The organism is Streptomyces sp. NPDC037203 (assembly GCF_055605065.1).
In genome coordinates this window covers 17,847-30,031 of the sequence record NZ_JBVJUC010000004.1, presented here as the reverse complement: position 1 = coordinate 30,031, position 12,185 = coordinate 17,847, and the positions used below count along the sequence as shown (strand labels likewise).

The following is a 12,185-nucleotide window of genomic DNA, read 5'->3' as shown; positions in this document are numbered from 1 at the left end:
CGAACGGGGCCTTCGGGTGGTGGCTGGGGCCGGGGTCGAACCGGCGACCTATCGCTTTTCAGGCGATCGCTCGTACCAACTGAGCTACCCAGCCACGAGGTTTCACGTGAAACCTCAGCGGTCCTGACGGGATTTGAACCCGCGGCCTCCACCTTGACAGGGTGGCGAGCACTCCAAACTGCTCCACAGGACCCAGCTGTTTGTGTGCAACAGTGTCGCACACGGTTCTGCGTGCCCCCAACGGGATTCGAACCCGTGCTACCGCCTTGAAAGGGCGGCGTCCTAGGCCGCTAGACGATGAGGGCTATCGGCCCGCCTGGGCGCTTCTCAGCGCGTCGGGGACGTGAGAAGCATATGGGATGGCGAGGGGGATCGCCAAAACGGTTTACGGGCGGCCGGAGGCGGGCGCCTTCCCGGAGGGCGCGGGGGCGGTCGACGCGGGTGCGGCGCCGGGCCGGTTGCCGTCCGCCAGATGGCGGCTGACCTCGGCCGTCGTCAGTCCGAGGCCGCCCAGCCGGATCGCGTCCCAGGCCTGGAGCCGATGGCTGTCGCGGTCGAAATAGAGCACCGACGCCTCGATCGGTGCCGGGTACTTCCCCTCCACCGCGCGCAGTCCGCTGCCCCCGGTCGAGCCCTCCATCCGCAGCCGCGTCCCGTACGGCAGCTTCTCGTCCCCCTCGTGGTGCAGATGCCCGCACAGCACCAGCGGCACCTCCCCGTCCGTCTCCCGAGCCGCCACCGGCTCGTGCGCGATCGCCACGTCCACCGGGGTGCCCGCCGCCCGCTGGGAGCGCAGCGCGCTGTCCAGCCGGTCGCCGGCGAGCCGCTCGGCGGCGTCACCGCCGGGCACCACCGCGCGGTCCGGGGTGAACTGCGGATCGCCGATGCCCGCGAAACGCAGCCCGCCGACCGTCCGCGCGTGCCCGTCGTCCAGCACACGGACGTTCTTCATGTGCTCCAGATAGCGCTGGGTGACCTCGGAATCGTGGTTGCCCCGTACCCAGACGTACGGCACGCCCAGCGAGGCGATCGGGTCCAGGAAGCCGTTCTCCGCAGCGGTGCCGTGGTCCATCGTGTCGCCGGAGTCCACGATCACGTTCACCTTGTACTGCTGCACCAGCGAGGCGATGATCTTCCAGCTCGCCGGGTTGAGATGGATGTCCGACACGTGCAGGACCCGGATGGTGGAGGGGTCCGGCTGGTAGGCCGGGAGCGTGGACGTGACGTCGTACAGCTTGGTCACGTTCGTCACCAGGCGGGCCAGCTCCTCCTGGTAGACATCGAAGTCGGTGACGATGCTGCGCGCGTTGCCGATCACCGAGGGTGCGGAGGAGAGCAGCCCGGAGAACCTCGGCTCCAGCACGGACTTGGGGTTCCAGGTCGCGTACGCGGAGGCGCCCGAGGCGGCCAGCAGCGCGAGGGCCAGCCCCGCGGCCGTGAGCGCGCGGCGCGGGCGCCGGTAGACGGCGAACCCGAGGATGCCCGCGCCGGTGACCACGGCGACGCAGGAGCGCACGGCGAGGTCGAACGTGCCGTGCTCCACGTCGTGCACCACCTCGTCCTGGAGACCGGAGATCCGTTCCGGGTGGTCGACCAGTTCCTGGGAGCGCAGCGGGTCCAGCTGATCGACGTTGACGTCCAGGCGGACGGGGGCGACATGGCTGTCCAGGGTGAGTGCGCCCAGCGGGGACACGTTGATCTTCGTGCCGCCGGTCAGCGAGGGGCGCAGCGCCATCGTGGTGTTCATGGGCCCGACCGGCGTCCGTACGTTGCCGACGACCAGCAGCCCCAGCCAGGCGCCGACGAGCACGACCAGGGTGAGGCCCAGCGCGCCGGACCAGGTCCGGGGCCGGGCGGCCAGCTCCAGCTCGGGCAGCGGCCGGGGGCGGGAAGCCGGGGGGCGGCGGAAGAGGGCTGCGAGGCGGTTCGGCATGCGGTTCAGGACGGCGACGGGGACGCGGACCATTGATCCCCTATGCCCATGTGCGGGGGCGGTTATGCGGGTTGGCCACCTCGTGCGTGGTGATCGGCCGCTCCGGTGTGCGCGGGCGGGGGAGCCGGCCGGCGCGGGAGCCGGCGGCCCCCGGTGCGCGGGCCCGGTCGCCCCCGGGCGCGGCGGACCGGCGCTCTCGTACGGCCTTCCCGTGCCCGACAATGGCCCTGTGCTGGAGATGACGCGCGAGGAGTTCGAGGAACTGGTGGGCGAGGCGCTCGACCGGATCCCGCCGGAGCTGACGCGGCTCATGGACAACGTGGCGGTGTTCGTCGAGGACGAGCCGCCCGCCGCCGACCCCGATCTGCTCGGCCTGTACGAGGGCACCCCGCTGACCGAGCGGGGCGAGTGGTACGCCGGTGTGCTGCCGGACCGGATCACGGTGTACCGGGGGCCGACGCTGCGGATGTGCGACACGCGCGAGGATGTCGTGGCGGAGACCGAGGTGACCGTGGTGCACGAGATCGCCCACCACTTCGGCATCGACGACGCCCGGCTGCACGCCCTCGGCTACGGGTGACGAGGCGTCAGACGGCCCTGCGGGGCGGGGGCATCGCCGCAGTGGCCGTACGAGCCGCGTGACGTGATGCGTACGCGGCGCGTGTCCTCCCGCGGGCGACGGGAGTTGAACAGGTTGACCCCGTTCCCTGTCCCCGGAGGTGGCCGCCGTGCGCCCCTTGCCCGTACCCGTACGTCTGGTCGTCACGGCACTGGCCGTCTCCACCGCCGCCGGCTGTGTGAACGTGGGTGATGCCGGGAGCCGGACCGCGCCCTCCCATTCCGCGGGGCGGCAGGGCGGCGCCGGGGCGGCGGCGGGTGCCGGGCCCGCGGTGGACGGCGTGGCCGTCCCCGGCCGCATGGCCCCCGGCGGCGACGGCAAGCACGGGCACGGCGGCAAGCGGAAGCCGGGGGAGTCGGCGCCGGCGTCCCCGTCCGGCGCGTCCGGCGCGGACAGCGCCCCCGCGGACCCTTCGAAGCCCCGCAGGACCCCCGGCGCCCCGCCGGCCCCGCCGCGGGCCCAGCCGACGCCCGGACCCACCACCGCCCCGCCCCCGCCCCCGGCGACCACCCCGCCGCCGCCCGACACCCCGCCCCCCTCGGCCGAGCCCTCCTCCTCGGCGCACGAGGACCCCGCCCCCCAACTGGTGCAACGGGTGCCGGCGCCCGCGGCGGGCGTCCCGATGTGACCGGACGCACGCCGCCGGGCGGGCCATCGGTTTGCCTCCGAGGGGGGAGGGTGCGTATGGTGGTAGATCGTTTGATCCCATTTGCCCGGCGCCACCACAGAGCGCGCCGTGTGGCGCGTACTCTCCCTTGCCGTGGCGGACCGCATTGAGGCGGTCGTGTGCGAATCACGGAGTTGACGGGCGCGTGCCGACGAGACTCCGGAAGGTTTCGCATTCGCATGTCCGTGTCCAGTTTTGACCAGATCGTCGTGCCCGAAAACGAGAACGAGAACGAACTCGTGGACGAGACGACCGAGGCCACTGAGACCCAGGCCCCCGAGGCCCCCCAGACCCCCCAGATCACCTTCGCCGACCTCGGGCTCCCCGAGGGCGTCGTGCGCAAGCTCGCGCAGAACGGTGTGACCTCCCCCTTCCCGATCCAGGCCGCGACCATCCCGGACGCCCTGCTCGGCAAGGACATCCTCGGCCGTGGCCGCACCGGCTCCGGCAAGACCCTCTCCTTCGGTCTGCCGACGCTGGCGCAGCTGGCCGGCGGCCGCACCGAGAAGAAGCGCCCCCGCGCGGTCATCCTCACCCCGACCCGCGAGCTGGCCATGCAGGTCGCGGACGCCCTCCAGCCGTACGGCGACGTCGTCGGCCTGAAGATGAAGGTCGTCTGCGGCGGTACCTCCATGGGCAACCAGATCTACGCCCTGGAGCGCGGCGTCGACATCCTCGTCGCCACGCCGGGCCGGCTGCGCGACATCATCAACCGCGGCGCCTGCTCGCTGGAGGACGTCCAGATCACCGTCCTGGACGAGGCCGACCAGATGTCCGACCTGGGCTTCCTGCCCGAGGTCACCGAGCTGCTCGACCAGGTCCCGGCGGGCGGTCAGCGCATGCTGTTCTCCGCCACCATGGAGAACGAGATCCAGACCCTCGTCGACCGCTACCTGAAGAACCCCGTCTCCCACGAGGTGGACGCGGCCCAGGGCGCGGTGACGACCATGTCCCACCACATCCTCATCGTGAAGCCCAAGGACAAGGCGCCGGTCACCGCCGCGATCGCCTCCCGCAAGGGCCGCACGATCATCTTCGTCCGCACCCAGCTGGGCGCCGACCGCGTCGCCGAGCAGCTGCGCGACGCGGGCGTGAAGGCCGACGCGCTGCACGGCGGCATGACCCAGGGCGCGCGCACCCGCACCCTGGCCGACTTCAAGGACGGCTACGTCAACGTCCTGGTCGCCACCGACGTCGCCGCCCGCGGCATCCACGTCGACGGCATCGACCTGGTCCTCAACGTGGACCCGGCCGGCGACCACAAGGACTACCTGCACCGTGCGGGCCGTACCGCGCGTGCGGGCCGTACCGGCACCGTCGTCTCCCTGTCGCTGCCGCACCAGCGGCGCCAGATCTTCCGCCTGATGGAGGACGCCGGCGTCGATGCGGGCCGGCACATCATCCAGGGCGGCGCCGCCTTCGAGCCGGAGGTCGCCGAGATCACCGGCGCCCGGTCCATGACCGAGGTGCAGGCCGAGTCCGCCGGCAACGCCGCGCAGCAGGCCGAGCGCGAGGTCGTCCAGCTGACCAAGCAGCTGGAGCGCGCCCAGCGCCGCGCCGCCGAGCTGCGCGAGGAGGCCGACCGCCTGGTGGCCCGTGTCGCCCGCGAGCGCGGTGAGGACCCGGAGACCGCGGTGGCCGAGGCCCAGGCGTCCGCCGCCGAGGAGCTCGCGGTGGCCGAGGAGCCCGTCGCGCAGCAGGCCGAGCGCGAGGAGCGTCCGGCGGCTTCGGCGCCGTACGAGCGCCGTGAGCGCCGTGACGACCGCGGTGGCGCCCGTGGCTTCGAGCGTCGTGACGACCGCCGTGACGACCGTGGTGGCCGTTCCTTCGAGCGTCGTGACGACCGTGGCGGCTTCCGCCGTGACGACCGCCGTGACGACCGTGGCGCCCGTGGCTTCGAGCGTCGCGACGACCGCCGTCCGTTCGACCGGGACCGCCGTGACGACCGTGGTGGCGCCCGTGGCTTCGAGCGCCGTGACGACCGCCGCGACGACCGCCGTGACGACCGTGGTGGCCGCCCCTTCGAGCGCCGTGACGACCGCGGCGGCTTCCGCCGTGACGACCGCCGTGACGACCGCCGTGACGACCGTGGCGGCCGTTCCTTCGAGCGCCGTGACGACCGCGGTGGCTTCCGCCGGGACGACCGCGGCGGCCACCGGGGCAGCGACCGCCCGTTCAACCGCGACCGCCGCGACGACCGTCCGGGCTTCCGGTCCGGCGGCCACGAGCGCCCCTACGGCCGTCGTGACGACCACCGTGGCACCGGCTCCTCCTTCGGCCGCCGCGACGACAAGCCGCGCTGGAAGCGCAACGGCTGACGCACAGAGCCGTACGCACAGCGCCGTACACCGCGAAGGGCCCGCACGACCGACGTCGTGCGGGCCCTTCCGCGTACCGCCCCCGAGTGACGCATGTCACGCCCGCGCCGGGGGAATTGCTGGGGGCATGACAGAAGACGCGACAGGCGATGCCACAACCGAGGTCACGGGGGACACGACGGGTGCCGCGCCCGCGGGCGGGCCCTCGGACGAGGAACGGCTGGCCCAGCTCGGCTACACGCAGGTCCTCGCCCGCCGTATGTCGGCGTTCGCCAACTACGCGGTGTCCTTCACGATCATCTCGGTCCTGTCGGGCTGTCTGACCCTCTACGCCTTCGGCATGGCCACGGGCGGCCCCGCCGTGATCACCTGGGGCTGGGTCGCGGTCGGCCTGATGACGCTGCTCGTGGGGCTGTCGATGGCCGAGATCTGCTCGGCGTACCCGACCTCGGCCGGCCTCTACTTCTGGGCCCACCGGCTGGCACCGGCCCGCTCGGCGGCCGCGTGGGCGTGGTTCACGGGCTGGTTCAACGTGCTGGGCCAGGTCGCGGTCACCGCGGGCATCGACTTCGGCGCGGCGTCCTTCCTCGGCGCGTACCTGAACCTCCAGTTCGGCTTCGAGGTGACGCGGGTGCGCACCGTCCTGCTCTTTGCCGCGATCCTGCTGCTGCACGGCCTGCTGAACACCTTCGGCGTGCGGATCGTCGCCTTCCTGAACAGCGTGAGCGTGTGGTGGCACGTGCTCGGGGTGGCGGTCATCGCCGGCGCGCTGGCCGTCGTACCCGACCACCACCGCCCGACGTCCTTCGTCCTCACCCACTTCGTCAACCGGACGGGCTGGGGCAGCGGTGTCTACGTCGTGCTGCTCGGCCTCCTGATGGCCCAGTACACCTTCACCGGCTACGACGCCTCCGCCCATATGACCGAGGAGACGCACGACGCGGCCACGGCGGGTCCGAAGGGCATCGTGCGCTCCATCTGGACGTCCTGGATCGCGGGGCTCGTGCTGCTGCTCGGCTTCACCTACGCGATCCAGTCGTACGACAGTGAGCTGACGTCCGCGACGGGCGCGCCGCCGGCCCAGATCCTCCTGGACGCGCTCGGCGCCACCTCCGGCAAGCTGCTGCTCCTGGTGGTGATCGGTGCCCAGCTGTTCTGCGGCATGGCCTCCGTCACCGCCAACAGCCGCATGATCTACGCCTTCTCCCGCGACGGCGCCCTGCCGTTCTCCCGGCTGTGGCACACGGTGAGCCCGCGCACCCGCACCCCCGTGGCGGCGGTCTGGCTGGCCGCGCTCGCCGCGCTGGCCCTCGGCCTGCCCTACCTGATCAACTCGACGGCGTACGCGGCGGTGACGTCCATCGCGGTGATCGGCCTGTACCTCGCCTACGTCGTCCCGACCTTCCTGCGGGTCCGCAAGGGCGCGGCGTTCGAGCGGGGCCCCTGGCATCTGGGCCGCTGGTCGGGGGTGATCGGAGTGATCTCGGTCCTGTGGGTGCTGGCGATCACGATCCTCTTCATGCTCCCGCAGGTCTCGCCCGTCACCTGGGAGACCTTCAACTACGCCCCCGTCGCCGTCCTGGTCGTCCTGGGCTTCGCCGCGACCTGGTGGCTCGTCTCCGCCCGCCACTGGTTCCTCGCCCCGGCCCGCACCCCCGCCTCCGCGCCCGCCTCCGGGCCCGTCAAAAACTAGCCATCCCGCTCCGCGACGCGGCCGGGTCCCCCCTACCCGATCGGAGACCCGGCCTCCTGCGGCTATGCTCGGACAGGCAACATCGCCTGGGCCCTTAGCTCAATTGGCAGAGCAGTGGACTTTTAATCCATTGGTTGTGGGTTCGAGTCCCACAGGGCCTACGGAATCGCCCCCAGCTCAGGAGCAGTTCGAGCTGGGGGCTCGTCCGTTTCGAGGGGGTCGGGGATGATTCTGCTGCTGTCGGGAAGCCTGCGGGCCGGCTCCGCGAATGAGGCGCTGCTGCGGACGGCACAGGCGGTGGCGGCGGAGGCGGCCCTGCGGGCCGTCCGGTACGAGGGGCTGGGGCGGCTGCCGCACTTCAATCCCGATGACGACCGGGAACCGCTGCCGGCGGCCGTGGCCGAACTGCGGGCGGCGATCGACGCGGCGGACGGGGTGCTGGTCTGCGCGCCGGAGTACGCCGGGACGCTGCCGGGCGCGTTCAAGAACCTGCTGGACTGGACGGTCGGCGGGACCGAGATCTGCGACAAGCCGGTCGCCTGGGTCAACGTGGCGGCGCCGGGGCGGGGGCAGGGCGCGGAGGCCACTTTGCGGACGGTGCTCGGGTACACCGGGGCGGCCATCGTGGAGGCGGCCTGTGTCCGGGTGCCGGTGGGGCACGGGGACGTGGGCGAGGACGGGCTCGTCGCGGACACGGAGATCCGCCGGCGGGTCGGTGAGGTGCTGGGCCTCCTGACGGCGGCCGGGGCGGGGGCGGCGTGACGCCGGGTTCCGGGAGCGTGCCGAACCCGTGGCGGCGGCTTGGCCGGGTGCCCGAGTCGGTCTGACTCCGGGCGCGGCACGACCCGTCGACCGCGTGGGCCGACCTCATAAGCGCCCTGCGGGGCGGACCCGAACTGCCGTCATGCCGGGCCGGCTTGCCGCTGCCGCGGCGGCTGGGCGTGTGCGGCGACCGGCTTACCCGGCCCGTCCGGCTGGATCGTGGACCTGCCCGCGCCGGAGAAGCCGGACCTGCGTCGCCCCGCGGCGACCGCGCGCCCGCCGGTCTCCCGGCGGGCCGGCGGCCTCATCTGACGTCGTACGGTCCCTGCGTCTTGGGATTGCGGCGGCTGTGCGCGGCATGCCGGGGGCGGGTCACCTTGGAGGAGACCTGGCCGACGATCTCCCAGAAACACACCAGGGCGGTGATCGGCGGAATTCCGAAGATGATCAGGGAGAGCGGGGAATGCGCCGTGTGACAGACGCACAGCGCGACCGCCATGGTGGAGGCGCCCAGCAGAACTCCCCACGATCTTCTGGCACTTCGGTTCTGGACCGTCGCCCGCAGAATGGAAAGCGCCGCCACGAGCCAGGGCCCGTACACCGTCAGCGGCCACCATTGTGCGAGGCGCATCGGCAGTACGGAGGAAGCGGTGGCACGGAGTTGGGCGTAGGAATAGGAGAAGGACCAGCCCAGCATGCACAGCGCGCATACCGAGATGGTGGCGATCAGCAGCGTGACGGGCGCGCCGCGTTGATCGTCGCGCAGCAATCCGGGCTCGGTGCGGATGCGCCGGCGATTTTTCCGGTGGCTGGACCTGCCGTGGGGCGGGGTGGCCGGGTCGGGATTCGCGGCGGACGCGCCGGACAGCATCTGGGCCAGTTCCTCGACCGGGTCCCACTGCATCTCGAGCGTGCTGAACTCGTAGTCACACGTAACGTCTTCATCGTGAATCCTGTCCATCGGCCGAGTCCTAGAGCCTCACCATCGCCCGCAGGTACTCACTCTCCAGCTGGCGGATTCTCCTCAAGAAATCGTCAAGAAGATCGGAACAGCCGTCGGTGAACACCTCGCCTTCCTTGCTTTCCACCCGGAATGTGACCGGCGAGTGGAGATTCAGCGCTGCGCGTCTCTCTGTGCGTGCCACGGTCAGCTAACGAGCCTCTCGGGAGCTGAGGGTGTGGGGCATTCGGGTGCTTCTGTAACTCGAAAGCGGGGTTCGGCGGTCCTATGACAGCAACGGGCGGAAATAAGAATGCTTTTCGGGCGGGCCGGGGCCGGGCCGGGCGGGGCGCGCCGTCCCCATGGGCAGGCCGGCCGGCGGCGGGCCGCACACTGGAGTCGATGAGCACCGAGCGAGCTTTGCCCGAGTCCGCGCCGTACCCGTACGTGCTGCTGTCCGCCGCCGTCTCCCTCGACGGCTGCCTGGACGACACCGGCCCGGAGCGGCTGCTGCTGTCCGGACCGGCCGACTTCGACCGGGTCGACGCGGTACGGGCCTCGGCCGACGCCCTCCTGGTCGGGGCCGGCACCCTGCGCGCCGACAACCCGCGGCTGCTGGTCGGCTCCGCCGAGCGGCGCGCCGCCCGGCTCGCGCGGGGCCGGCCGGAGTATCCGCTGAAGGTCACCGTCACCGGCACCGGCGACCTCGACCCCGCGGCCCGCTTCTGGCACACCGGCGGCGACAAGATCGTCTACACCACCGACGAGGGCGCCGCGCGGGCCACCCGTCTCCTCGGCGGCGCCGCCGATGTCGTCCCACTCGGCCCTGAGCTGGACTGGCGGGCCCTGCTCGGCCATCTCCGGGCCGAGCGCGGAATCGGCCGGCTGATGGTGGAGGGCGGCGCGGCCGTGCACACCCAGCTCCTCCAGCAGGGCCTCGCCGACGAACTCCAGCTGGTGGTCGCCCCGCTGATCGTGGGCGATCCGGGCGCCCCGCGGCTGTTCGGGCCCGGCCGCTACCAGGAGGGCCGGCTGCGGCTGGTCGAGTCCCGCCGCATCGGGGACGTCGTCCTGATGCGCTACGAGCCCACCGCGCCCGGCACCGGCCCGGTGCCCACCGCCGCCGACCGGCACTGGCTGCGCACCGCCTGCGAGCTGGCCGCGCTGTGCCCGCCTTCGCGGACGGCCTTCAGCGTCGGCGCGGTCGTGGTCGCCGCCGACGGCACCGAGCTGGCCCGCGGCCACTCCCGCGAGGGCGGGGACCCGGTGGTGCACGCGGAGGAGGCGGCGCTCGCCAAGACCGACCCCGCCGACCCGCGGCTGCCCGGCGCCACCGTCTACAGCAGCCTGGAGCCCTGCGCCCGCCGCGCCTCGCGCCCCGCGCCCTGCGCCGAGCTGATCCTGCGGGCGGGGGTGCGCCGGGTGGTCACCGCCTGGCGGGAGCCGGACACGTTCGTGGTGGCGGCCGACGGCTCCGGGGTGCTGACGGCCGCGGGCGCCGAGGTCGTCGTCCTGCCCGAGTACGAGCCCCTGGCCCAGGCCCCGAACCGGCATCTGCCCGGCCGATCCGGGGGTCCGTCGTAACCGATGTGCTTTCCGCCCTGGTGATGGCGTACAGTAGAGACATCGCCGCGGGGTGGAGCAGCTCGGTAGCTCGCTGGGCTCATAACCCAGAGGTCGCAGGTTCAAATCCTGTCCCCGCTACTGATATCTCAGGGCCGGAATCCAGTTCATGGATTCCGGCCCTGGGTGTTTTCCGGACCCCCAATGGGGGGGTTACCCCCAGTGACCGTTCGAACGCCCAGCGCATAACATCTGAGTCACCATCAAAAACCCGATGACTCCTGGAGGGCGCTCAACTCGCCCGGTTTGGCGGCCCGCTGGGCGGTAAGTCCAGGGGTTTGAACCTTGATGATCAAGCCGAACGGCTTGGAAAGTTCCCCTCCGGTCTATTAACGTTCGATAACGCAGCGCGGTCGTCCCAGCCGTCACCCGAGGCGGCTCCGTGCGCACGCGCCGAATCCCGCGAGGGAACCGGGGAACCACCACCTTGGGGTGAATCACGCGGACACCACCGCGGACTCAGCCGAGTCCGCGAGCGGTATACGCGCGTAGGAGACCTTCCTGCTCCGAACCCGTCAGCTAACCCGGTAGGCGGAGGAAGGAAAGGAGCACGCCCCCGTGGCGTCCAACCGTCCCGCCCCCGAAGCACCGTTCGTGCCCGCTCAGCGCGAACCCGAGTCGTTCGGCCCCGGCCCCGAGGGCGACGGACCCTGGGAGGAGTGGAACCCCAGCGAGGAGTCCGTCGCCCCGGTCCGCGGCCGCCACCGCGTCGCCAAGCAGCGCGGCGGCTTCGCCCGCAGCTCCACCGTCCTCGGCGTCGGTGTGATCGCCGCCGTCGGCGCGGGCGGCATCGCCAGCGCCAACCCCGGCAAGCCGCCGGTCTCCGTCTCGATGCCGGACCTGCCGGACGTCTCGGTGCCCCACCTGGCCACCGTCGAGCACTACCTCGGCGACGACTCCGCCGAGAAGCCCAAGGCCGAGGCCGCCACCGCGCTCTCCGACCTCGGGCGGACCACCGAGGGCGCCAGGGACACCGGCGCGGGCGAGGCCCTGCGCAACCGGATCATGGCCCAGGCCGAGCAGCAGCAGGGCCAGGCCGACAGCAAGGCCGCCGCCGCGATGGTCGCCGCCGCCCAGCAGCAGAGCGAGGCGGCGGCCGCCAAGGCGGAGAAGGAGGCCGCCGCCAAGGCCGCCGACGCCAAGGAGAAGGCGGAGGCCGACGCCAGGAAGGCGGCCGAGGCCAAGCGGCTGGCCGCGCTGGCCAAGCAGTACACGCTGCCCGTCGTCTCGTACACGCTCACCGGCACCTTCGGGCAGCCCGGCGCCATGTGGTCCTCCGGCTACCACACCGGCCTCGACTTCGCCGCCCCCACCGGCACCCTGATCAAGGCCATCCACGGCGGCACCATCACCCAGGCCGGCTGGGCCGGCGCCTACGGCTACCGCACCGTCCTCACCCTGGACGACGGCACCGAGCTGTGGTTCTGCCACCAGTCCTCGATCAATGTCTCGGTCGGCCAGAAGGTCGCCACCGGCGAGGTCATCGGCCGCGTCGGCGCCACCGGCAATGTCACCGGGCCGCACCTGCACCTGGAGGTCCACCCGGACGGGCAGGCCACCGCCGTCGACCCCGCGCCCTGGCTGCGCGACAAGGGCCTCAACCCCTGACGGCGCCCGCACCGGCGGCGGA

At 72.4% G+C, this 12,185-nt stretch carries 9 protein-coding genes, 5 tRNA genes and 1 riboswitch; of the genes, 9 read left to right on the top strand and 5 right to left on the bottom strand.

The features are described from left to right. Positions 1–17 precede the first annotated feature (17 nt). The 4 genes from ACZ7EC_RS13525 to ACZ7EC_RS13510 form a co-directional block, all read right to left on the bottom strand. Positions 18–94 (bottom strand) — tRNA-Phe (locus tag ACZ7EC_RS13525). A 24-nt stretch (positions 95–118) separates the two neighbouring features. Further along, positions 119–193 (bottom strand) — tRNA-Asp (locus tag ACZ7EC_RS13520). A gap of 39 nt (positions 194–232) precedes the next feature. Next, a tRNA-Glu gene (locus ACZ7EC_RS13515) sits at positions 233–305 on the bottom strand. 80 nt (positions 306–385) lie between these two features. Then, the gene (locus tag ACZ7EC_RS13510; protein WP_471062153.1) at positions 386–1,966 is read right to left on the bottom strand and encodes a metallophosphoesterase family protein; all 1,581 of its coding nucleotides are present in this window, start codon (positions 1,964–1,966) and stop codon (positions 386–388) included. Positions 1,967–2,162: 196 nt separating this feature from the next. Between ACZ7EC_RS13510 and ACZ7EC_RS13505 the strand changes: the two genes are divergently transcribed. From ACZ7EC_RS13505 to ACZ7EC_RS13480, 6 genes are all read left to right on the top strand, one after another. Beyond that, the gene (locus ACZ7EC_RS13505; protein WP_471062150.1) at positions 2,163–2,513 is read left to right on the top strand and encodes a metallopeptidase family protein; all 351 of its coding nucleotides are present in this window, start codon (positions 2,163–2,165) and stop codon (positions 2,511–2,513) included. Positions 2,514–2,661: 148 nt separating this feature from the next. Next, positions 2,662–3,180, top strand: coding sequence for a hypothetical protein (locus ACZ7EC_RS13500; RefSeq protein WP_471062148.1), 519 nt, complete (start codon positions 2,662–2,664; stop codon positions 3,178–3,180). 218 nt (positions 3,181–3,398) lie between these two features. After that, positions 3,399–5,537 (top strand): DEAD/DEAH box helicase, encoded by a 2,139-nt coding sequence (locus ACZ7EC_RS13495; protein ID WP_471062146.1) that lies wholly within the window; start codon positions 3,399–3,401, stop codon positions 5,535–5,537. Between the two features lie 127 nt (positions 5,538–5,664). Further along, positions 5,665–7,230, top strand: coding sequence for an amino acid permease (locus tag ACZ7EC_RS13490; protein WP_471062143.1), 1,566 nt, complete (start codon positions 5,665–5,667; stop codon positions 7,228–7,230). Positions 7,231–7,318: 88 nt separating this feature from the next. Next, positions 7,319–7,391, top strand: a tRNA-Lys gene (locus ACZ7EC_RS13485). A gap of 64 nt (positions 7,392–7,455) precedes the next feature. After that, on the top strand, positions 7,456–7,992 hold the full coding sequence (locus ACZ7EC_RS13480; protein ID WP_471062140.1) for an NADPH-dependent FMN reductase: 537 nt from the start codon (positions 7,456–7,458) through the stop codon (positions 7,990–7,992). 304 nt (positions 7,993–8,296) lie between these two features. Here the strand turns inward: ACZ7EC_RS13480 and ACZ7EC_RS13475 are convergent, their stop codons facing one another. Beyond that, positions 8,297–8,953: a DUF2637 domain-containing protein gene (locus ACZ7EC_RS13475; RefSeq protein WP_471062138.1), complete on the bottom strand. Its 657-nt coding sequence runs from the start codon at positions 8,951–8,953 to the stop codon at positions 8,297–8,299. A gap of 381 nt (positions 8,954–9,334) precedes the next feature. Between ACZ7EC_RS13475 and ACZ7EC_RS13470 the strand changes: the two genes are divergently transcribed. The 3 genes from ACZ7EC_RS13470 (at position 9,335) to ACZ7EC_RS13460 (ending at position 12,163) form a co-directional block, all read left to right on the top strand. Then, on the top strand, positions 9,335–10,516 hold the full coding sequence (locus ACZ7EC_RS13470; protein ID WP_471062136.1) for a dihydrofolate reductase family protein: 1,182 nt from the start codon (positions 9,335–9,337) through the stop codon (positions 10,514–10,516). A gap of 46 nt (positions 10,517–10,562) precedes the next feature. Then, positions 10,563–10,636: transfer RNA gene (locus ACZ7EC_RS13465), tRNA-Met, on the top strand. A gap of 300 nt (positions 10,637–10,936) precedes the next feature. After that, positions 10,937–11,104: riboswitch (cyclic di-AMP (ydaO/yuaA leader) on the top strand. Between the two features lie 9 nt (positions 11,105–11,113). Then, positions 11,114–12,163, top strand: coding sequence for a M23 family metallopeptidase (locus ACZ7EC_RS13460; protein ID WP_471062132.1), 1,050 nt, complete (start codon positions 11,114–11,116; stop codon positions 12,161–12,163). Positions 12,164–12,185: the final 22 nt, after the last annotated feature.